Source organism: Citrobacter sp. Cpo012 (assembly GCF_030333015.1).
Classification (GTDB): Bacteria; Pseudomonadota; Gammaproteobacteria; order Enterobacterales; family Enterobacteriaceae; genus Citrobacter; species Citrobacter portucalensis.
In genome coordinates, this window is record NZ_JAOWGR010000025.1 from 30,273 (window position 1) to 50,998 (window position 20,726).

Here is a 20,726-nt window from a genome sequence, read left to right on the forward strand (position 1 = left end):
GCTCCCGGAGGAGACAACGCATGAAAGGTATCATTCTGGCGGGTGGCTCAGGTACTCGCCTGTATCCCATTACGCGTGGCGTATCGAAGCAGCTATTGCCTATTTACGATAAGCCGATGATTTACTACCCGTTATCAGTATTGATGCTGGCGGGAATTCGCGAAATCCTGATTATCACTACACCGGAAGATAAAGGCTATTTCCAGCGCTTACTGGGCGATGGATCTGAGTTCGGCATTGAATTGCACTATGCTGAGCAACCCAGTCCGGATGGATTAGCACAGGCGTTTATCATTGGTGAAACGTTCCTTAACGGTGAACCATCATGTCTGGTGTTAGGAGACAATATCTTCTTTGGTCAGGGATTCAGTCCAAAACTGCGTCACGTAGCCGCCAGAACGCAAGGCGCGACGGTGTTTGGTTACCAGGTGATGGATCCTGAACGTTTTGGTGTCGTGGAGTTTGACGACAATTTTCGAGCTATTTCGCTGGAAGAGAAGCCGAAAGCACCAAAATCCAACTGGGCAGTGACTGGTCTCTATTTCTATGACAGCAAGGTGGTGGAATATGCAAAACGCGTAAAACCTTCTGAGCGTGGGGAGCTGGAGATTACGTCTATCAACCAGATGTATCTTGATGACGGACATCTGACGGTAGAATTGCTCGGGCGTGGCTTTGCCTGGCTGGATACCGGTACGCACGACAGTCTTATCGAAGCGAGTACTTTTGTGCAGACGGTGGAAAAACGCCAGGGCTTTAAAATAGCCTGTCTGGAAGAAATCGCCTGGCGTAACGGTTGGCTGGATGACGAAGGCGTGAAGCGTGCTGCCAGTTCACTGGCCAAAACGGGTTATGGTCAATACCTGCTGGAGCTGCTCCGTGCTCGTCCGCGCCAGTATTGAGCCGCTTAGCTGGGAAAATACGTTCTTTGGCGTGAATAGCGCCATTGTGCGTTTTGACCAACACGCGCCGGTTCTGACTGCGGATGTGTTGCAGCCCTGGTCGCGGGTACAGGCAAAAATTCCTGCCGCCAATACCCATGAATTAGACGCCCTGCAACAGTTGGGCTTCTCACTGGTTGAAGGTGAAGTGGATTTTGTGCTGCCGGTGATGTGTGCGCATGGCGACCCCGGTGCGCAGATCGCACAAACTACGGATATCCCTGCATTACGCCAACTGGCAGGGCAGGCGTTCGCGCAAAGTCGTTTTCGTACCCCGTGGTATGCCGCAGATGCCAGCACGCGTTTTTATGCGCAGTGGATTGAAAACGCGGTGCTGGGGACGTTCGATCATCAATGCCTCGTTTTTCGTACACCGGCAGGTGATATTCGTGGCTATGTCTCGCTGCGTGAACTGAATGCGACCGATGCGCGAATTGGCCTGCTGGCCGGGCGTGGGGCGGGAGCAGAACTGATGCAGGCTGCCCTTTGCTGGGCGCAGGCTCGCGGTAAAACAACATTACGCGTGGCGACCCAAATGGGCAATACCGCCGCGCTTAAACGTTATATACACAGTGGTGCGAATGTGGAAAGCACCGCGTATTGGTTATACAGGTGACACGATGATTCCATTTAACGCACCGCCGGTGGTGGGCACTGAACTCGATTACATGCAGTCTGCGATGAACAGCGGCAAACTGTGTGGCGACGGTGGTTTTACCCGTCGCTGCCAACAGTGGCTGGAACAGCATTTTGGCAGCGAGAAAGTACTGCTGACGCCTTCCTGCACCGCATCGCTTGAGATGGCGGCATTGCTGCTGGATATCCAGCCTGGCGATGAAGTCATTATGCCGAGCTATACGTTTGTCTCCACGGCCAATGCTTTCGTGCTGCGCGGTGCGAAAATTGTCTTTGTTGATATCCGCCCGGATACCATGAACATTGACGAAACGCTGATTGAAGCGGCGATCACCGACAAGACCCGCGCTATCGTGCCGGTGCATTACGCGGGCGTAGCCTGTGAAATGGATACCATCATGGCGCTGGCGACCAAACATAACCTGTTTGTCGTGGAAGATGCGGCCCAGGGCGTCATGTCGACTTACAAAGGTCGGGCGCTGGGGACGATTGGTCACATCGGTTGCTTTAGCTTCCATGAGACCAAAAACTATACCGCAGGCGGTGAAGGTGGTGCGACGCTGATTAATGATAAAAAATTAGTGGAACGTGCAGAGATCATCCGTGAAAAAGGAACTAACCGCAGCCAGTTTTTCCGCGGTCAGGTGGATAAGTATACCTGGCGTGATATTGGCTCCAGCTATCTGATGTCCGATCTGCAGGCTGCCTATCTGTGGGCACAACTGGAAGCGGCTGACCGTATTAACCAGCAGCGTCTGGCGCTGTGGCAGAACTACTATGATGCTCTCGAACCGCTGGCGCGTGCCGGACGCATTGATCTGCCTTCTGTCCCGGAAAACTGCGTGCAGAATGCCCATATGTTTTATATCAAGCTGCGCGATATCGACGATCGCACGGCGTTGATTAACTTCTTGAAAGAAGCTGAAATTATGGCGGTGTTCCACTATATCCCGCTACATGATTGTCCGGCTGGCGATAAATTCGGCGTATTTGCCGGTGTTGATCGTTTCACCACTAAAGAGAGCGAGCGTCTGCTGCGCTTGCCGCTGTTTTACAACCTGTCGCAAGTAAACCAGCGAACGGTCATTTCGACCTTACTCAACTACTTCGCCTGATATGTCGCTTGCTAAAGCGTCCTTATGGACGGCAGCCAGTACGCTGGTAAAAATTGGTGCAGGTTTGCTGGTCGTGAAGCTGCTGGCGGTGTCGTTTGGCCCGGCAGGCGTGGGGCAGGCGGGTAACTTCCGCCAGATGGTCACCGTGCTTGGTGTTCTGGCGGGGGCCGGCATTTTCAACGGCGTCACGAAATATGTTGCGCAGCACCATGACGATCCGACCCGGCTCCGTAAGGTAGTCGGTACATCTTCCGCGATGGTGCTGGGATTCTCTACGCTGATGGCGGTGATTTTTCTGCTGGCGGCCGCGCCAATCAGTCAGGGATTGTTTGGCCATACTCATTATCAGGGGCTGGTAAGACTGGTTGCGCTGGTGCAAATGGGTATTGCCTGGGCGAACCTGCTGCTGGCGTTGATGAAGGGCTTTCGCGATGCGGCGGGTAACGCGCTGTCGCTGATTGTGGGTAGCCTGGTGGGCGTAGTGGCTTATTATGGCTGTTATCGCCTGGGAGGGTATGAAGGCGCTTTGCTGGGTCTGGCGTTAGTGCCCGCGTTGGTCGTTATCCCCGCCGCTATTATGCTGATTAAGCGTGGGGCGATTCCCCTGCATTACCTGAAACCCTCGTGGGATAACGGTCTGGCTGGACAGCTAAGCAAGTTTACCCTGATGGCGCTGATTACCTCCGTAACGCTGCCTGTGGCATACGTGATGATGCGAAACCTGCTGGCGGCGCAGTACAGTTGGGATGATGTAGGGATTTGGCAGGGAGTAAGCAGTATCTCTGATGCTTATCTGCAATTCATTACCGCCTCATTCAGCGTTTACTTGCTTCCGACGTTGTCGCGACTGACCGAAAAGCGCGACATTACGCGCGAGGTGATTAAGTCGCTGAAGTTCGTGTTACCGGCGGTTGCCGCTGCGAGCTTTACTGTTTGGTTGCTGCGTGATTTTGCGATCTGGCTGCTTTTCTCCGCAAAATTCACCGCCATGCGCGATCTGTTTGCCTGGCAACTGGTCGGCGATGTACTGAAAGTTGGGGCGTATGTCTTTGGGTATCTGGTGATCGCGAAAGCATCGCTGCGGTTTTATATTTTGGCTGAAATTAGCCAGTTCATGTTATTGACGGTGTTTGCTCACTGGCTGATCCCTGCACACGGTGCGCTGGGTGCGGCACAGGCTTATATGGCAACGTACATCGTCTATTTTTCTCTTTGTTGTGGCGTGTTTTTACTCTGGCGTAGGCGGGCATGACTGTACTGATTCACGTTCTGGGATCGGATATCCCTCACCATAACCAAACCGTGTTGCGGTTTTTCAACGACTCGCTGGCCGCGACGAGCGAGCATGCGCACACGTTTATGGTTGCCGGTCAGGATGCGGGACTCAGTGAGAGCTGCCCGGCGTTATCGCTAAGCTTCTACAGCGGGAAAAAGGCGCTTGCTGACGCTGTGATCGCGAAAGCAAAAGCGGATCGCCAACAGCGTTTCTTCTTCCACGGCCAGTTCAACACCAGCCTGTGGCTGGCGCTGCTGAGTGGCGGGATTAAACCGGCGCAGTTTTACTGGCATATCTGGGGCGCTGATTTATACGAAGTCTCCAGTGGGCTGAAATTCCGCCTGTTTTACCCGATTCGCCGCATGGCGCAGAATCGTGTGGGCTGCGTGTTTGCCACACGGGGCGATTTACGTTATTTCGCCGAGCAACATCCCCGTGTGCGGGGTGAGTTGCTCTATTTCCCAACGCGAATGGATCCGTCACTCAATAACATGAGCAATGATTGCCAGCGCAGCGGCAAGATGACGGTGCTGGTTGGCAACTCTGGCGATCGCAGCAATGAGCATGTTGCCGCGCTTCGCGCCGTCCATCAGCAGTTTGGCGACACGGTGAATGTGATTGTGCCGATGGGTTATCCCGCCAATAATGCGGCCTATATCGACGAGGTTCGCCAGGCTGGTCTGGCGTTATTTAGCGCTGATAATCTGCAAATTTTGAGTGAAAAGCTGGAATTTGACGCTTATCTCGCGTTATTGCGTCAATGCGATTTGGGTTACTTTATTTTTGCCCGTCAACAGGGAATCGGTACACTGTGTTTGCTGATCCAGGCGGGTATCCCATGCGTGCTCAACCGTGACAATCCCTTCTGGCAGGATATGGTGGAACAAAATCTTCCGGTGTTATTTACCACTGATGATCTCAATGAAGGCGTCGTACGTGAAGCGCAGCGCCAGTTGGCATCGGTAGATAAAAATACTATTACCTTCTTTAGCCCGAATTATCTGCAGCCGTGGCACAACGCGCTGCGCATTGCTTCAGGAGAAACCGTATGAGCCTGATGCAATTCAGCGGTCTTCTGGTGGTCTGGCTGCTCTCCACCTTGTTTATCGCCACGCTGACCTGGTTTGAGTTCCGCCGCGTGCGTTTTAACTTCAATGTTTTCTTCTCATTGTTGTTCTTGCTGACGTTCTTCTTCGGATTCCCGTTAACCAGCATCCTGGTGTTCCGCTTTGATGTGGCAGTGGCTCCGCCGGAGATCCTGCTGCAGGCCTTGCTGTCAGCCGCCTGTTTCTATGCCGTCTACTACGTGACGTATAAAACGCGCTTGCGCAAACGAGTAGATGATAAGCCGCGCAGGCCGCTGTTTACTATCAATCGCGTTGAAGCCCATTTGACCTGGGTTATCCTGATGGCGATTGCGCTGGTGAGCGTGGGCATCTTCTTTATGCACAACGGATTCCTGCTGTTCAGACTGCAATCCTATAGCCAGATTTTTTCCAGTGAAGTCTCTGGCGTCGCTCTGAAGCGTTTCTTCTACTTCTTCATTCCAGCAATGCTGGTGGTTTATTTCTTGCGTCAGGACAGCAAAGCGTGGGTGTTCTTCCTCGTGAGTACCGTCGCGTTTGGTTTGCTGACCTATATGATTGTGGGTGGGACGCGCGCCAATATCATTATCGCGTTTGCCATCTTCTTGTTTATCGGCATTATTCGCGGCTGGATTTCGCTGTGGATGTTGGCCGCTGCAGGCGTGTTGGGCATTGTCGGGATGTTCTGGCTGGCGTTGAAGCGCTACGGAATGAGCGTTAGCGGCGATGAGGCGTTCTATACGTTCCTGTACCTTACGCGCGACACCTTCTCACCGTGGGAGAACCTGGCGCTGTTGCTGCAGAATTACCACAATATTGAGTTCCAGGGGCTGGCACCGATTGTCCGTGACTTCTACGTCTTTATTCCCTCCTGGCTGTGGCCTGGGCGGCCGAGTATTGTACTCAACTCAGCGAACTACTTTACCTGGGAAGTGTTGAACAACCACTCAGGACTGGCGATTTCGCCGACGTTAATTGGTTCACTGGTGGTGATGGGCGGGGCGCTGTTTATACCATTAGGCGCGATTGTTGTTGGGCTCATTATCAAGTGGTTCGACTGGCTGTATGAGCTTGGCAATCGCGAAACCAATCGCTATAAGGCGGCGATTTTGCACAGTTTCTGTTTTGGCGCCATTTTCAATATGATCGTTTTGGCACGTGAAGGGCTGGATTCGTTTGTCTCACGAGTGGTCTTTTTCCTCGTGATTTTCGGCGTTTGCCTACTGGTGGCAAAACTGCTGTTCTGGCTGTTTGATAGCGCGGGACTCATTCATAAACGAATCAAATCGCTGCCCCGGACACAGATTGAAGGATCGTAATGACAGATAACACAACTGCGCCGCTGTATTCGCTGCGCGGATTACAACTGATTGGCTGGCGCGATATGCAACATGCGCTGAATTACCTGTTTGCCGCAGGACACCTCAGGTCAGGAACACTGGTGGCTATTAACGCTGAGAAGATGCTGACAGCAGAAGATAACCCTGAAGTGAGGGAGCTGATCAACGCCGCGGAGTTCAAGTATGCGGATGGGATTAGCGTGGTGCGTTCGGTGCGCAAAAAATTCCCACAGGCGCAGGTTTCACGCGTGGCCGGAGCTGACCTTTGGGAAGCGCTGATGGCGCGAGCTGGGCAAAACGGAACGCCAGTTTTCCTGGTTGGCGGCAAGCCTGAAGTTCTGGCACAAACAGAAGCAAAACTACGTGCACAGTGGCGCGTGAACATTGTGGGTAGTCAGGACGGTTATTTTACCCCAGAGCAGCGTCAGGCGTTGTTTGAGCGTATTCACGCCAGCGGTGCGCAAATTGTGACGGTGGCGATGGGCTCGCCAAAACAAGAGATCTTTATGCGTGATTGCCGCAAGACTCACCCCGACGCGCTGTATATGGGCGTAGGGGGCACCTACGACGTCTTTACCGGTCACGTTAAGCGTGCGCCTAAAATCTGGCAAAATCTGGGGCTGGAGTGGCTGTATCGCTTATTGTCGCAGCCGAGCCGTATTACTCGACAACTTCGCTTATTACGCTATCTCCGCTGGCACTATACCGGCAACCTCTGACGCCCTCTCTCCTCTGATAAGTAGCGTGATCTGCTAATTACGCTACTTATTCACAACATAATCGCTGCTTTATCGCACAATCTATTCATTTTTTGAATGCTTTAATTGCCATTTAAGCGATTTTAGGAAACCATTCGCAACAATCATTGCAGTGCCGTGGTGTTTTTGGCGCCAACCGTAAAGCGGTCGGTGCCGCATGGCCTGTTATGGCATAACAAGATGTACCCATAACGAGAACCGGTAATACCGGACAGCATGCAAACACATCAAGAGGATTTATGGCTGAGAACAAACCTGAGCTACAGCGTGGGCTGGAGGCTCGTCACATCGAATTAATTGCCCTTGGGGGCACTATTGGCGTTGGGCTATTTATGGGGGCCGCCAGTACCCTTAAATGGGCGGGCCCTTCGGTTCTGCTAGCGTATATCGTCGCCGGGCTGTTCGTGTTTTTCATTATGCGTTCTATGGGGGAGATGTTATTCCTCGAGCCGGTTGCAGGTTCATTCGCTGTTTACGCTCACCGTTATATGAGCCCCTTCTTTGGCTATCTCACCGCCTGGTCATACTGGTTTATGTGGATGGCTGTGGGGATCTCAGAGATTACCGCCATCGGGGTGTATGTGCAGTTCTGGTTTCCGGAAATGGCGCAATGGATACCCGCACTGATCGCGGTCGGACTGGTTGCGTTGGCAAACCTCGCTGCGGTTCGCCTGTATGGTGAAATTGAGTTCTGGTTTGCCATGATCAAAGTGACCACCATCATTGTGATGATTGTCATTGGGGTTGGGGTGATTTTCTTCGGCTTCGGCAATGGCGGCCAGGCGATTGGTTTTGGCAACCTGACCGAGCACGGTGGCTTCTTTGCTGGGGGCTGGAAGGGCTTCCTGACGGCATTGTGTATTGTTGTGGCGTCTTACCAGGGCGTGGAGCTGATCGGCATCACTGCAGGGGAAGCGAAGAATCCACAGGTCACGCTGCGTAGCGCGGTGGGTAAAGTGCTGTGGCGCATTCTGATTTTCTACGTTGGTGCGATTTTTGTCATCGTCACTATTTTCCCGTGGAATGAGATTGGCAGCAACGGCAGCCCGTTTGTTCTCACCTTTGCCAAGATTGGTATTACTGCTGCGGCAGGGATTATTAACTTTGTGGTGCTGACGGCGGCGCTGTCTGGCTGTAACAGCGGCATGTACAGCTGTGGGCGTATGCTCTACGCGCTGGCAAAGAATCGCCAGCTTCCTGCCGTTGTTGGAAAAGTATCACGCCATGGCGTGCCGGTTGCCGGAGTGGCTATTTCTATCGCGATCCTGCTGATTGGCTCATGCCTGAACTACATCATTCCTAACCCGCAGCGCGTGTTTGTTTATGTCTATAGTGCCAGCGTGTTGCCGGGGATGGTGCCGTGGTTTGTGATCCTGATAAGCCAGTTGCGTTTCCGTCAGGCGCATAAAGCGGCGATTGCCAGTCATCCATTCCGCTCCATTCTGTTCCCGTGGGCGAATTATTTGACGATGGCGTTCCTGATTTGCGTATTAATTGGCATGTACTTTAATGAAGATACCCGAATGTCGCTTTTTGTTGGCATGGGTTTCTTACTGGCCGTGACACTCATTTATAAGGTTTTTGGTCTGAATCGTCATGGCACAGCCCATAAATTGCGGGAATAAGCGACAAAACGCACAAACCATGACCAAACGATAATTTATTTTAAAAAAGCACTAGACAGAAGACCGAGACCTCCGTAATATCCAGCCCCGCAACGGCGCTAAGCGCCCGTAGCTCAGCTGGATAGAGCGCTGCCCTCCGGAGGCAGAGGTCTCAGGTTCGAATCCTGTCGGGCGCACCATTTAGTAGGGTGCCAGAGCTGCGGTGGTTTTAATACCGCGTAAAAGATTTGCAGTGGTGGCTATAGCTCAGTTGGTAGAGCCCTGGATTGTGATTCCAGTTGTCGTGGGTTCGAATCCCATTAGCCACCCCATTAATTTAAAGTTGTGAAATGCGAAGGTGGCGGAATTGGTAGACGCGCTAGCTTCAGGTGTTAGTGTCCTTAGGATGTGGGGGTTCGAGTCCCCCCCCTCGCACCACGACTTAAAGAATTGAACTAAAAATTCAAAAAGCAGTAAAACGGCGAGTAGCGCAGCTTGGTAGCGCAACTGGTTTGGGACCAGTGGGTCGGAGGTTCGAATCCTCTCTCGCCGACCAATTTTGAACCCCGCTTCGGCGGGGTTTTTTGTTTTCAGATTTTCCCTTCTTAGCCTGCGCATCTGCGAATTTCCTGAAGTCTTAAAAAGTCCGAATACCTGGTTTTTGCAGTGCAATCGTGGCATGCGTTGTGCAATAATATGCGGGTAGATGCTCATTCCATCTCTTATGTTCGCCATCTGGCCTCATAAACTCAGGAATGATGCAGAGCCGTTTACGGTGCTTATCGTCCACAGACAGATGTCGCTCAGGCCTCATCAAACACCATGGACATAACGTTGAGTGAAGCACCCATTTATGTTGTCATACAGACCTGTTTAACGCCTGCTCCTTACCGAGCGGGCGTTTTTTTATGCATAAACAAAATCCTTCAAGTGACTTCTCGAAGGATTTTGTTTATGCGATTGAAAAATATGTAGGCCCGGTAAGCGAGGCGCCACCGGGCAAGAGGGAATTACTGCGGGGGATTGTTGTTCTGCAGCGTCAACATCAGGCCATCACGGCGCATGGTGGCGGCTTCTTCCGGCTGGTGCAGTCTGTCCAGCGCGTCAGCAAGCCAGGCGTAGTCATAGGCATCCGGGCGCTGTTTGAGAGCAGCACGGAAGGCGAGCGTAGCTTCCTGCCATTCCCCATGCTTCATTAACGACTGACCCAGCGTACTCCACAGCAACGGGCGATCGCCCACGGCTTTAATCTGCTGGCGCAGCACTTTTTCTATCTGTTCCGGATTATTGGTTTTCAGACGCGGGATCGGCAGCACCAGGCGGTCATCGTACTGACGTTTCAAACCATCAATGATGACCTGCTGCGCCGTATCGTGATCGTCACACTCAATCAGATGTTCAGCCATCGCTACCTGCAAAGCAACCTGATGACGGGTTTTACGGCTCTGGTTTTTCCACCATGCACGCAGCCCCTCGCTGCCCTGATCGGCGCGGACTTGATCCATCAAGCCAACCCATGCCTGTTGTTCCAGCATGGCGCGGTGCTCGTCATCACCCACATGCGCTTTTGCCATGGATGGGATGATATCCAGCAAGGAACTCCATGCGCCGGTGCGAATGTAGGCCTGCTCAGCCAGACGCAGCACCTCCGGATGACGTGGCGTCACTTCCAGCAGTTTGTCTACGCTGTGGCGTGCAGCGTGATTTTCATTACGCGCCAGTTGCAGGCGAACGCGAGCGATTTCTACCGGGATCGTATCATTTCCGGCCAGTTCGGCAGCACGCTCAAGGTGTTGGTTGGCGCGCGCTTCGTCACCGCGCTGCTGAGCCGCTTCTGCCGCCAGCAGGTAATTCACTACCGGCTGTTCTGCATGATCGGCATTTTTCGACATCAGCTTCTCAACCTGCTGATAGTCACCTTCTGCCAGTTTGAGCAGCGCCTGTTCGGTCTGCTTACGGGCGCGACGTCGCTTACGACCCACAAACCACCCACGGGTATGTGCGCCGGTGCGGAAGATTCGGCGCAACAGCCATTCAATCGCAAACAGGACGACCATGGCGACGATAAGGATGATCACCAGGCCCGTAACGCTGGTTTCGATATTGTAGTTATCCGTCTGGATCAGCACGTAACCCTGATGACCGGCTATCATCGGACCGACGACGATCCCGGCGATCAACAGCACAAAGAGCAACAATACTTTTAGCATCATTATTCTCCTTGCGGCGCGGTTGCCGGAGCATCTGTCGAAGGCGCTGGCGCAGGTGCTACTGCTACCGGTGCTGTGGCAGGCTGCGCCAGTAAATTACGTACGCGGGTCTGCATTAACTTGTCGAGAATAGCCTGGCTCTGCAGCGTTTCCGGAACATCCATACTGATGCTTTGCTGGCTCAGCTGGTCTACTTCTTCAAGGAACGCTTTGGTCGCTGCATCGTCGGTGTCGTAGTAAGCACGCACCCATGTGGAGACATTTTCCAGCGCCTGGCGATATGTTTCTTCCTGATGACGCGGCACGGCCTGTGCGGCCACTAACAGACGAGAACGGATGTTCTCACGTAAGTAAACGTCCTGGTTCGGTGCCAGCAGCGGGACGGCGGTTTCATCACGACGACGAATAGTGATGAAGCTGTCCATAAAGTTCTGCCAGCTTTTTTGCAGATTGACGCGCCATTCGCTAATCGAGCTGGAAAGCTCGCTGCTGTCGGAGTCCATTGGTGAATCGTCGGTGTCGTTGTCGGCCAGACGCAGGTTATCAATCTGATTAGAGAGCTGATTCACTTTCAGGATAATGCCGTCATAGTCGACCTGAGTCACCGCGGAGAGGCTCGCGATGTCGTCAGTAATCGCACGTCGCGCGGTAATTAAGCTCGGGTCGTTCATATCCGCCAGGCTGGCGTCGGCGCTTTTCAACAGCGCAGCGGCGGTGGTGACGTCCTGATCGCTCCATAATTTACGACCGGCCAGTTTCACCAGAAAATCAGCCTGCGCCAGCAGCCATGTGCCAGCATCGCTGCCGGAGATGGTGGCGACTTTTTGCTGGACTTCATCAAGCTGTTTGACCAGCGTGGCCTGCTGGCGAGTGGCTTCATCCAGCTGCGTTGCCTGCTGTTTAATAATGCCTTCCAGCTCAGCTTTTTGGCTTTCCTGCGCTTTTTGCAGCGCCGTCAGCTGGTTCGCCAGCGCATCGCTGGTTGCCGTTTGTGTTGTTGCCTGTTGTTTCCCCCAGCCGTACAGCCCAACGCCTGCAGCCAGCGCAATAGCAATCGCCACAGCGCTCAGAATCAGCGCCGTGCTGTTCTTACTCTTCTTTTCAGTATTGACTGGCTGTGACGTGGTTTCCACGGCCTCCCTGGTCTCTTCAACCACGGCGGAGGATTTTTCTTGTTCCGTCATTATGGCATCCCATTATGAGAGTTATTGTAATGCGCGTAGTAGCGCATCGTTGTCGGCGTTATCAGCGACCTTAATATCTTGCCAGCCCAGTTCCCGGGCGAGGTGCGCCAGACGCTCACTGACGACCAACAGCCGACAGCGTAGTAACCAGTGCTCACGATACCACTGCGGAATGAGCGACCAGAGCTGTTGTAGCATCTCTCCGCTGGTGACAACCACCGTGGTTACGCCACGGGATTGCCAGCGCATAGCTTCTTCCGCACCATCGTAATGTTTTGCACTGCGTTGATAACATTCACAAAAATCGACATCGGCTCCGCGTGCCGTCAGGGTTTCACCTATCAGCTCCCGGCCACCGTTGCCGCGTAATATAAGCGCGCGTTTTCCCGCAATATTTTGTAATTCAGGTAATTGTAGCAAGACTTCGCTAATTTCCCGATCCAGAGGGTAGTGAATATTGAAGCCGCTAACAGTATGCAGCGCCAGCGCCGTTGTACGGCCAATGGCAAAATAACGCGGAAGGGATGGCCAGCTTTTCTCTTGCTGGCGAAGCTCGGCATCTGCAAAGGTGACGGCGTGCTGCGAGAGAGCGAAGACCAGATCGTTCTCCGTCAGCGCCGACAGTCGGGAAGCAACCGTTGCCAGTTCCCGACCAGGTGAAAACTCGATGAGCGGAAAACTCCAGGCCACCTGCCCCAGTGTGCGCAGTCGGCTCACTAACTCTTCCCCTGCGGGAGACGGGCGGGTGACCAGAATACTCATGCGGGGGCTTCTCCGTTATAAACTTCCGCCAGAATGGCGCGCGCACCGTTCTCCAGCAGTTCTTCTGCCAGAGAGATGCCCATCTGTTCGGCATCCTGTGTGGCGCCGCGACGTTCTCCGCATACCATCTGTGAACCGTCTGGCGCGCCGACCAGCGCACGTAGCCAAATCTCACCGTCGATGATTTCGGCATAGCTGCCAATAGGTACCTGACATCCCCCTTCCAGGCGGGTGTTCATGGCGCGTTCTGCTTTGACGCGTAGCGCGGTCTCTTCATGGTTGAGCGGCGCTAACAGCGCCTGAGTGCGCATATCATCCAGTCGACATTCTATGCCTACTGCGCCTTGCCCGACAGCGGGCAGGGAGACTTCCGGCGGCAGAGCGGTGCGGACTCGCGACTCAAGACCTAAACGTTTTAATCCGGCGACTGCCAGAATAATGGCGTCATAATCGCCGTTATCCAGTTTGCTGAGGCGCGTGCCTACGTTGCCGCGCAGCGAACGGATGACGAGATCCGGGCGACGCTTCGCCAACTGGCACTGGCGGCGCAAACTGGATGTCCCGACGATGCTGCCTGCGGGGAGTTCATCCAGCGAGTTGTACTTATTTGAGACGAAAGCATCACGCGGATCCTCTCGCTCACAAATGGTGACCAGCCCAAGACCGTCAGGGAATTCAACCGGCACATCCTTCATGGAATGCACAGCGATATCGGCGCGTTTTTCCAGCAGCGCGACTTCCAGCTCTTTAACAAACAACCCTTTCCCCCCGACCTTCGCCAGCGGGGTATCAAGGATCACATCGCCACGGGTTACCATAGGAACCAGTTCCACGATCAGACCGGGGTGGTTTGCCATTAAGGCGTCTTTGACATAATGTGCCTGCCAGAGCGCAAGGGGGCTTTGGCGTGTGGCAATTCTCAAAACATTGTCTAACATGCTTGTTACCGTCATTATCAATCATTGACCATCCTAACATCCTTATCAAAGGGATGTCAGCGTTACGCTCAAACGTAAGTGAGAGGAAAAGGCGCTGCATCATCACTGGCAGTGAATAATGACGAGAAACCTCCCGACCGTATGAAGGAATTTACACGTAACGAACGGTGCTACACTTGTATGTAGCGCATCTTTCTTTACGGTCAATGAGCAAGGTGTTAAATTGATCACGTTTTAGACCATTTTTTCGGCTGAACAGCATAAAAAAATATGGGCGAAAAACAGGTAACGGTTATTTTTGACATACGGTTTATCCGAATTGATGGCGATTATTGTGAGCGCTTGCGCCGCGGCAATCGACAACATGACGGATAGCAACATCAGGCGATACGTCTTGTACCTCTATATTGAGACTCTGAAACAGAGACTGGATGCCATAAATCAACTGCGTGTGGATCGCGCGCTTGCTGCCATGGGACCTGCCTTCCAGCAGGTATACAGTCTGCTGCCGACATTATTGCACTACCACCATCCGCTGATGCCGGGTTACCTCGATGGTAACGTTCCCAAAGGCATATGCTTTTACACGCCTGATGAAACCCAACGCCACTACCTGAACGAACTGGAACTGTACCGCGGTATGTCGCCGCAGGATCCTCCCAAGGGCGAACTGCCGATCACCGGCGTTTACTCAATGGGCAGCACCTCTTCGGTAGGGCAAAGCTGTTCCTCTGACCTTGATATCTGGGTCTGCCATCAATCCTGGCTGGATAGCGAAGAGCGCCAGCTGCTGCAGCGAAAATGTAGCCTGCTGGAAAGCTGGGCCGCCTCGCTAGGCGTGGAGGTCAGTTTCTTCCTGATTGATGAAAACCGTTTCCGTCACAATGAAAGCGGCAGTCTGGGTGGTGAAGACTGTGGCTCGACGCAGCATATCCTGTTGCTTGATGAATTCTATCGCACCGCTGTGCGCCTCGCGGGTAAACGTATTCTGTGGAATATGGTGCCTGGCGACGAAGAAGAGCATTACGACGATTACGTCATGACGCTCTACGCGCAGGGGGTGCTAACGCCAAACGAATGGCTGGATCTCGGCGGGCTCAGTTCGCTTTCCGCCGAAGAGTACTTTGGCGCCAGCCTCTGGCAGTTGTACAAGAGTATCGACTCCCCGTACAAAGCGGTGCTGAAAACGCTGCTGCTGGAAGCTTATTCCTGGGAATACCCGAATCCACGCCTGTTGGCGAAAGATATTAAACAGCGCCTGCACGATGGCGAGATCGTCTCTTTTGGTCTCGACCCTTACTGCATGATGCTGGAGCGCGTTACCGAGTACCTCACGGCGATCGAAGATCCGACGCGCCTGGATTTAGTGCGTCGATGTTTCTACTTAAAAGTGTGTGAGAAACTGAGCCGTGAGCGCGCCTGCGTGGGCTGGCGTCGTGAAGTATTAAGTCAGTTAGTGAAAGAGTGGGGCTGGGATGACGCCCGTCTGACCATGCTGGATAACCGCGCTAACTGGAAGATTGACCAGGTACGCGAAGCGCATAACGAACTGCTCGATGCGATGATGCAGAGCTATCGTAATCTGATCCGCTTTGCGCGGCGCAATAACCTCAGCGTCAGCGCCAGCCCGCAGGATATCGGCGTGCTGACCCGTAAGCTGTATGCCGCGTTTGAAGCGTTGCCGGGTAAAGTCACGCTGGTGAACCCACAGATATCTCCGGATCTCTCGGAACCGAATCTGACCTTTATCCATGTACCGCCGGGTCGTGCCAACCGTTCAGGTTGGTATCTCTACAACCGCGCGCCGAACATGGACTCGATCATCAGCCATCAGCCGCTGGAATATAACCGCTATCTCAACAAGCTGGTGGCGTGGGCCTGGTTCAACGGCCTGCTGACCTCGCGTACGCATTTGTTTATTAAGGGCAACGGCATTGTTGATTTGCCGAAGCTGCAGGAAATGGTCGCCGACGTGTCGCACCACTTCCCGCTGCGGCTGCCTGCACCAACGCCGAAAGCGCTCTATAGCCCATGCGAAATTCGCCATCTGGCGATTATCGTTAACCTCGAATATGACCCAACGGCAGCGTTTCGCAATCAGGTGGTACATTTTGATTTCCGTAAGCTGGACGTCTTCAGCTTTGGCGAAGAGCAAAATTGCCTGGTGGGTAGCGTCGACCTGCTGTACCGCAACTCGTGGAATGAAGTGCGTACGCTGCACTTCAACGGCGAGCAGGCGATGATTGAAGCGTTAAAAACGATTCTGGGCAAAATGCACCAGGATGCCGCGCCGCCAGATAGCGTCGAGGTGTTCTGCTATAGCCAGCATCTGCGCGGTTTAATTCGCACCCGCGTCCAGCAACTGGTGTCTGAGTGCATCGAATTACGTCTCTCCAGCACCCGTCAGGAAACCGGACGTTTCAAAGCGTTGCGCGTTTCCGGCCAGACGTGGGGATTGTTCTTCGAGCGCCTGAACGTTTCGGTACAGAAGCTGGAAAACGCAATTGAATTCTATGGCGCGATTTCACATAACAAACTGCACGGGCTTTCCGTCCAGGTTGAGACCAACCATGTGAAACTTCCGTCGGTGGTCGACGGTTTTGCCAGTGAAGGGATTATTCAGTTCTTTTTCGAAGAAACGGGTGATGAGCAGGGCTTTAATATCTACATTCTGGACGAAAGCAATCGGGCCGAGGTGTATCACCACTGCGAAGGTAGCAAAGAGGAGTTGGTACGCGACGTCAGTCGTTTCTACTCATCGTCGCACGATCGCTTTACCTACGGCTCCAGCTTCATCAACTTTAACCTGCCGCAGTTCTATCAGATTGTGAAAACCGACGGGCGCGCGCAGGTGATTCCGTTCCGTACCCAACCGATTAGCGCTGTTCCGCCAGCCAGTCAGGACAACGACACGCCGCTGTTACAGCAGTATTTCTCGTGAGTTAACTTGCCCGGTGGCGCGACGCTTACCGGGCTAAAGTAGGCCGGATAAGCAAAGCGCATCCGGCACTAAAGCTTAGCGGAAGCTCACCTCTTCACCCGCCTGCTGCGTTGCCGCCTGTTCCAGCAGATCCCAGAACGTTTCGCCGCTTCGGTCGCAGATCCATTCGTCGCCTTTCAGGTCAAAGTGGTAGCCGCCCTGTTTGGTCGCCAGCCACACCTGGTGCAGCGGCTCCTGACGGTTAATGATAATTTTGCTGCCGTTTTCGAAGCTGATGGTCAGCACGCCGCCGTTGATCTCACAATCGATATCGCTGTCGCCATCCCAGTCATCCAGACGTTCTTCAATGGTCATCCACAGGGTGTCAGCAAGGCGATGAAATTCACTGTCGTTCATTTTCTTATCCTATTTTTCGTGATGCCCGCAGTATAACGTGGAATAAATCGCGATGCAGTTTTTAGCCAAACTCTTGCTTTTACGCCTTCTCCTGCGATGATAGAAAACAGAAAGCATGAACTTTACAGGCAATCCATAATGAAAAACGTGTTAAAGCCACTCGCTGTCATTTTTACTCTGTTCAGCCTGACGGGCTGTGGGTTAAAAGGCCCGCTCTATTTCCCGCCAGCTGATAAAACCGCGCCGCCTCCGACCAAGAGCGTTCAGCCGCAATCGCAATCCACCACGCCTGAGAAAAACGATCGTGGGATTAGTGATGGGCCTTCTCAGGTGAATTACTAACGGCAGGAATAGATTTTACATTTCTGTACCCGCGTGAACGGAGTGAATGATGCAATTCTCTAAAATGCATGGCCTTGGCAACGATTTTATGGTCGTCGACGCGGTAACGCAGAATGTCTTTTTCTCACCAGAGCTGATCCGCCGCCTGGCCGACAGACATCTCGGCGTTGGATTTGATCAGCTGCTGGTGGTTGAGCCTCCGTATGATCCGGAGCTGGATTTCCACTACCGTATTTTTAATGCCGACGGCAGTGAAGTGTCACAGTGTGGCAATGGCGCCCGCTGTTTTGCCCGTTTTGTTCGCCTGAAAGGGCTGACTAATAAACGTGATATTCGCGTCAGTACCGCGAATGGTCGTATGGTATTAACCGTAACCGACGACGAGCTGGTGCGGGTGAATATGGGCGAACCCAATTTTGAACCCTCGCAGGTTCCTTTTCGCGCTAACAAAGCAGAGAAGACCTATATTATGCGCGCGGCCGAACAGACAGTATTGTGCGGCGTGGTTTCAATGGGGAACCCGCACTGCGTGATTCAGGTTGATGATGTTGATACGGCCACGGTAGAAACACTGGGACCGGTTCTGGAAAGCCACGAACGCTTCCCTGAACGCGCCAATATCGGATTTATGCAGGTGGTAAAACGCGAGCATATCCGACTGCGCGTCTATGAGCGCGGCGCGGGTGAAACGCAGGCCTGCGGCAGCGGTGCGTGCGCTGCCGTTGCGGTCGGTATCCAGCAGGGTCTGCTGGCAGAAGAAGTGAGGGTGGAATTACCGGGCGGTCGACTTGATATCGCCTGGAAAGGTCCGGGTCATCCGCTGTATATGACTGGCCCGGCGGCACATGTCTACGACGGATTTATTCACTTATGAAGCAACCAGGGGAAGAACTACAGGAAACGCTCATGGAGCTGGACGACCGGGCGGTCGTCGATTACCTGCAACGTAATCCTGAGTTTTTTATCCGTAATGCCCAGGCCGTTGAAGCGATGCGAGTTCCGCACCCAGTGCGGGGCACGGTCTCTTTAGTGGAATGGCATATGGCGCGGGCACGTAATCATATTAACGTGCTGGAAGAGAACATGGCGTTGTTGATGGAACAAGCCAATGCCAATGAAAGCCTGTTCTATCGTCTGTTAAATCTGCAAGGACGGCTGGTGTCGGCCAGCAGTCTTGACGACATGCTGATGCGATTTCATCGCTGGGCGCGTGAGTTAGGGCTGGCCGGAGCGACGGTTCGTCTGTTCCCGGATCGCTGGCGACTTAGCGCGCCATCAAAATTCACCCATCTGGCATTAAGCCGTCAGGCTTTTGAACCGCTGCGTATCCAGCGTCTGGGTCAGTCACAGCACTATCTTGGGCCGCTCAATGGTCCGGAATTGCTGGTCATGATGCCGGAGGCGAAAGCCATAGGCTCGGTGGCGATGTCGATGCTCGGGCAAGATGGCTCTCTGGGCGTGATGCTGTTTAGCAGCCGTGACGTTAATCATTACCAGCAGGGGCAAGGCACGCAATTGCTGCAGGAAATCTCGCTGATGTTGCCGGAGCTGCTGGAGCGCTGGATTGAACGCGTATGACCGATTCACCCCTTTCTCAGGATGTGGCGCGCTTTTTGCGCTATCTGGGCGTTGAGCGTCAGCTTAGCCCGATCACATTGCTTAATTATCAGCGTCAGCTTGATGCCATCATTGCGTTAGCCGGAGAGACCGGTCTGCAAAGCTGGCAACAATGTGATGCTGCGATGGTACGTAGTTTTGCTGTTCGCAGCCGTCGTAAGGGACTGGGGCCGGCGAGTCTGGCGCTGCGTCTCTCCGCGTTACGCAGTTTCTTCGACTGGCTGGTTAATCAGGGCGAGCTGAAAGCCAATCCGGCAAAAAGCGTTTCCGCGCCGAAAGCACCGCGTCATCTCCCTAAAAATATCGATGTCGACGATGTTAATCGTCTGCTGGATATCGATCTCAACGATCCCCTTGCCGTGCGCGATAGAGCAATGCTGGAAGTGATGTACGGCGCGGGTCTGCGTTTATCTGAGTTGGTTGGGCTGGATATTAAACATCTCGACCTCGACACCGGCGAAGTGTGGGTGATGGGTAAGGGCAGTAAAGAGCGTCGCCTGCCGATTGGCCGCAACGCGGTGGCGTGGATTGAGCACTGGCTGGATCTACGCGGGCTATTTGGCAGCGATGACGATGCGCTATTTCTGTCCAAACTGGGCAAACGCATCTCGGCGCGTAATGTGCAGAAACGCTTTGCTGAATGGGGTATCAAGCAGGGGCTGAACAGCCACGTACATCCCCACAAATTGCGTCACTCCTTTGCGACGCATATGCTGGAGTCGAGCGGCGATCTGCGCGGAGTGCAGGAGTTATTGGGTCATGCCAATCTCTCCACGACTCAAATCTATACCCATCTTGATTTTCAACACCTGGCTTCAGTGTACGATGCGGCGCATCCGCGCGCCAAACGGGGGAAATAATGCGTTTTTACCGGCCTTTGGGGCGCATTTCTGCGCTCACCTTTGACCTTGATGACACCCTTTACGATAACCGTCCCGTTATCACACGCACCGAGCAGGAAGCGCTCGCGTTTGTACAGAATTACCATCCGGCGTTGAATTCGCTGCAAAATAGCGACCTACAGCGCTTACGTCAGGCCGTTCGCGACGCCGAGCCGGAAATCTACCACGATGTTACCCAATGGCGTCACCGTGCCGTAGAGCGCGCTATGCTGGAGGCGGGGTTGTCAGCGGCAGAAGCCAGAATGGGGGCGAATGCGGCGATGATGAATTTTGCCAAATGGCGTAGCCGCATTGAAGTCCCGCAGACGACGCATGACACGCTGAAGGCGCTGGCCCGCAAATGGCCGCTGGTGGCGATCACCAACGGTAACGCGCAGCCGGAACTGTTTGGCCTGGGTGATTACTTTGAGTTTGTGCTGCGCGCCGGTCCCGACGGGCGATCAAAACCCTTTAGCGACATGTACACGTTGGCGGCGGAAAAACTGAAAATGCCTGTGGGTGAGATTCTGCACGTGGGTGATGACCTGACGACGGACGTCGCGGGCGCCATCCGTTGTGGTATGCAGGCCTGCTGGATCAAACCGGAAAATGCCGACCTGATGCAAACCGCAGACAGTCGTTTGCTGCCGCATATCGAAATTTCACAGTTGGCATCTCTGACCTCGCTGATATAATCACC

19 protein-coding genes and 4 tRNA genes are annotated in these 20,726 nt (G+C 53.7%); 18 read left to right on the forward strand and 5 right to left on the reverse strand.

Translation table 11 applies throughout. The features are described 5' to 3' along the window. The first annotated feature begins 20 nt into the window (after nt 1–20). From rfbA to OGX90_RS01400, 12 genes are all read left to right on the forward strand, one after another. A complete protein-coding gene (gene rfbA, locus OGX90_RS01345) occupies nt 21–902 on the forward strand; it encodes a glucose-1-phosphate thymidylyltransferase RfbA (protein WP_032945685.1) in 882 nt (293 codons plus the stop codon). Next, on the forward strand, nt 880–1,557 hold the full coding sequence (gene rffC / locus OGX90_RS01350) for a dTDP-4-amino-4,6-dideoxy-D-galactose acyltransferase (RefSeq protein ID WP_213752700.1): 678 nt from the start codon (nt 880–882) through the stop codon (nt 1,555–1,557). The genes rfbA and rffC overlap by 23 nt, the downstream gene beginning before the upstream one ends. 4 nt (nt 1,558–1,561) lie before the next feature. Continuing rightward, nucleotides 1,562–2,692, forward strand: a complete 1,131-nt coding sequence (gene rffA / locus OGX90_RS01355) for a dTDP-4-amino-4,6-dideoxygalactose transaminase (protein ID WP_111466303.1) — start codon at nt 1,562–1,564, stop codon at nt 2,690–2,692. A gap of 1 nt (nt 2,693) precedes the next feature. After that, nucleotides 2,694–3,944, forward strand: coding sequence for a lipid III flippase WzxE (wzxE, locus tag OGX90_RS01360; RefSeq protein WP_100271711.1), 1,251 nt, complete (start codon nt 2,694–2,696; stop codon nt 3,942–3,944). After that, the gene (locus OGX90_RS01365) at nt 3,941–5,020 is read left to right on the forward strand and encodes a TDP-N-acetylfucosamine:lipid II N-acetylfucosaminyltransferase (RefSeq protein WP_286623017.1); all 1,080 of its coding nucleotides are present in this window, start codon (nt 3,941–3,943) and stop codon (nt 5,018–5,020) included. Before wzxE ends, OGX90_RS01365 begins: the two co-directional genes overlap by 4 nt. Next, on the forward strand, nt 5,017–6,372 hold the full coding sequence (gene wzyE, locus OGX90_RS01370; RefSeq protein ID WP_020996101.1) for an ECA oligosaccharide polymerase: 1,356 nt from the start codon (nt 5,017–5,019) through the stop codon (nt 6,370–6,372). The genes OGX90_RS01365 and wzyE overlap by 4 nt, the downstream gene beginning before the upstream one ends. Further along, a complete protein-coding gene (gene wecG, locus OGX90_RS01375) occupies nt 6,372–7,112 on the forward strand; it encodes a lipopolysaccharide N-acetylmannosaminouronosyltransferase (RefSeq protein WP_286623019.1) in 741 nt (246 codons plus the stop codon). Before wzyE ends, wecG begins: the two co-directional genes overlap by 1 nt. Nucleotides 7,113–7,390: 278 nt before the next feature. Continuing rightward, complete coding sequence (gene thrP, locus OGX90_RS01380; protein ID WP_003828980.1) at nt 7,391–8,776, forward strand: bifunctional threonine/serine APC transporter ThrP; 1,386 nt, start codon at nt 7,391–7,393, stop codon at nt 8,774–8,776. A 102-nt stretch (nt 8,777–8,878) separates the two neighbouring features. Beyond that, nucleotides 8,879–8,955, forward strand: a tRNA-Arg gene (locus OGX90_RS01385). A gap of 56 nt (nt 8,956–9,011) precedes the next feature. Then, nucleotides 9,012–9,087 (forward strand) — tRNA-His (locus tag OGX90_RS01390). Between the two features lie 20 nt (nt 9,088–9,107). Then, a tRNA-Leu gene (locus OGX90_RS01395) sits at nt 9,108–9,193 on the forward strand. Nucleotides 9,194–9,234: 41 nt separating this feature from the next. Next, nucleotides 9,235–9,311 (forward strand) — tRNA-Pro (locus OGX90_RS01400). A gap of 454 nt (nt 9,312–9,765) precedes the next feature. Here the strand turns inward: OGX90_RS01400 and hemY are convergent. The 4 genes from hemY to hemC are packed head-to-tail and all read right to left on the reverse strand — an operon-like array spanning nt 9,766 to nt 13,849. Further along, nucleotides 9,766–10,965: a protoheme IX biogenesis protein HemY gene (hemY, locus tag OGX90_RS01405; protein ID WP_048215221.1), complete on the reverse strand. Its 1,200-nt coding sequence runs from the start codon at nt 10,963–10,965 to the stop codon at nt 9,766–9,768. 2 nt (nt 10,966–10,967) lie between these two features. Then, nucleotides 10,968–12,149, reverse strand: coding sequence for a uroporphyrinogen-III C-methyltransferase (gene hemX, locus OGX90_RS01410; protein ID WP_048237113.1), 1,182 nt, complete (start codon nt 12,147–12,149; stop codon nt 10,968–10,970). Nucleotides 12,150–12,170: 21 nt separating this feature from the next. Then, nucleotides 12,171–12,911, reverse strand: coding sequence for a uroporphyrinogen-III synthase (hemD, locus tag OGX90_RS01415; RefSeq protein ID WP_003828974.1), 741 nt, complete (start codon nt 12,909–12,911; stop codon nt 12,171–12,173). Beyond that, a complete protein-coding gene (gene hemC / locus OGX90_RS01420; RefSeq protein WP_003828972.1) occupies nt 12,908–13,849 on the reverse strand; it encodes a hydroxymethylbilane synthase in 942 nt (313 codons plus the stop codon). Before hemC ends, hemD begins: the two co-directional genes overlap by 4 nt. A gap of 394 nt (nt 13,850–14,243) precedes the next feature. On the opposite strand from hemC, the gene cyaA reads away from it, so the two are divergent. Then, a complete protein-coding gene (gene cyaA, locus OGX90_RS01425; protein WP_032934207.1) occupies nt 14,244–16,790 on the forward strand; it encodes a class I adenylate cyclase in 2,547 nt (848 codons plus the stop codon). A 75-nt stretch (nt 16,791–16,865) separates the two neighbouring features. On the opposite strand, the gene cyaY is transcribed toward cyaA, so the two are convergent. Next, complete coding sequence (gene cyaY / locus OGX90_RS01430) at nt 16,866–17,186, reverse strand: iron donor protein CyaY (RefSeq protein ID WP_003828967.1); 321 nt, start codon at nt 17,184–17,186, stop codon at nt 16,866–16,868. 138 nt (nt 17,187–17,324) lie between these two features. On the opposite strand from cyaY, the gene lptM reads away from it, so the two are divergent. Genes lptM through yigB form a run of 5 tightly spaced genes read left to right on the forward strand, consistent with a single transcriptional unit; the run spans nt 17,325 to nt 20,721 of the window. Beyond that, complete coding sequence (lptM, locus tag OGX90_RS01435) at nt 17,325–17,528, forward strand: LPS translocon maturation chaperone LptM (protein WP_003017937.1); 204 nt, start codon at nt 17,325–17,327, stop codon at nt 17,526–17,528. Nucleotides 17,529–17,577: 49 nt separating this feature from the next. Beyond that, nucleotides 17,578–18,402 (forward strand): diaminopimelate epimerase, encoded by an 825-nt coding sequence (gene dapF, locus OGX90_RS01440; RefSeq protein WP_003017933.1) that lies wholly within the window; start codon nt 17,578–17,580, stop codon nt 18,400–18,402. Further along, nucleotides 18,399–19,106 (forward strand): DUF484 domain-containing protein, encoded by a 708-nt coding sequence (locus OGX90_RS01445; protein WP_125363363.1) that lies wholly within the window; start codon nt 18,399–18,401, stop codon nt 19,104–19,106. Before dapF ends, OGX90_RS01445 begins: the two co-directional genes overlap by 4 nt. Beyond that, nucleotides 19,103–20,005: a tyrosine recombinase XerC gene (xerC, locus tag OGX90_RS01450; protein ID WP_032945700.1), complete on the forward strand. Its 903-nt coding sequence runs from the start codon at nt 19,103–19,105 to the stop codon at nt 20,003–20,005. The genes OGX90_RS01445 and xerC overlap by 4 nt, the downstream gene beginning before the upstream one ends. Next, complete coding sequence (yigB, locus tag OGX90_RS01455) at nt 20,005–20,721, forward strand: 5-amino-6-(5-phospho-D-ribitylamino)uracil phosphatase YigB (RefSeq protein ID WP_032945701.1); 717 nt, start codon at nt 20,005–20,007, stop codon at nt 20,719–20,721. Before xerC ends, yigB begins: the two co-directional genes overlap by 1 nt. Nucleotides 20,722–20,726: the final 5 nt, after the last annotated feature.

Bases quoted from the DNA above. Each gene is read 5' to 3' on its own strand.
- rfbA (WP_032945685.1), top strand. From the start codon at position 21: ATGAAAGGTATCATTCTGGCGGGTGGCTCAGGTACTCGCCTGTATCCC.
- rffA (WP_111466303.1), top strand. From the start codon at position 1,562: ATGATTCCATTTAACGCACCGCCGGTGGTGGGCACTGAACTCGATTAC.
- wzxE (WP_100271711.1), top strand. From the start codon at position 2,694: ATGTCGCTTGCTAAAGCGTCCTTATGGACGGCAGCCAGTACGCTGGTA.
- OGX90_RS01365 (WP_286623017.1), top strand. From the start codon at position 3,941: ATGACTGTACTGATTCACGTTCTGGGATCGGATATCCCTCACCATAAC.
- wzyE (WP_020996101.1), top strand. From the start codon at position 5,017: ATGAGCCTGATGCAATTCAGCGGTCTTCTGGTGGTCTGGCTGCTCTCC.
- wecG (WP_286623019.1), top strand. From the start codon at position 6,372: ATGACAGATAACACAACTGCGCCGCTGTATTCGCTGCGCGGATTACAA.
- thrP (WP_003828980.1), top strand. From the start codon at position 7,391: ATGGCTGAGAACAAACCTGAGCTACAGCGTGGGCTGGAGGCTCGTCAC.
- hemY (WP_048215221.1), bottom strand. From the start codon at position 10,965: ATGCTAAAAGTATTGTTGCTCTTTGTGCTGTTGATCGCCGGGATCGTC.
- hemX (WP_048237113.1), bottom strand. From the start codon at position 12,149: ATGACGGAACAAGAAAAATCCTCCGCCGTGGTTGAAGAGACCAGGGAG.
- hemD (WP_003828974.1), bottom strand. From the start codon at position 12,911: ATGAGTATTCTGGTCACCCGCCCGTCTCCCGCAGGGGAAGAGTTAGTG.
- hemC (WP_003828972.1), bottom strand. From the start codon at position 13,849: ATGTTAGACAATGTTTTGAGAATTGCCACACGCCAAAGCCCCCTTGCG.
- cyaY (WP_003828967.1), bottom strand. From the start codon at position 17,186: ATGAACGACAGTGAATTTCATCGCCTTGCTGACACCCTGTGGATGACC.
- lptM (WP_003017937.1), top strand. From the start codon at position 17,325: ATGAAAAACGTGTTAAAGCCACTCGCTGTCATTTTTACTCTGTTCAGC.
- dapF (WP_003017933.1), top strand. From the start codon at position 17,578: ATGCAATTCTCTAAAATGCATGGCCTTGGCAACGATTTTATGGTCGTC.
- OGX90_RS01445 (WP_125363363.1), top strand. From the start codon at position 18,399: ATGAAGCAACCAGGGGAAGAACTACAGGAAACGCTCATGGAGCTGGAC.
- xerC (WP_032945700.1), top strand. From the start codon at position 19,103: ATGACCGATTCACCCCTTTCTCAGGATGTGGCGCGCTTTTTGCGCTAT.
- yigB (WP_032945701.1), top strand. From the start codon at position 20,005: ATGCGTTTTTACCGGCCTTTGGGGCGCATTTCTGCGCTCACCTTTGAC.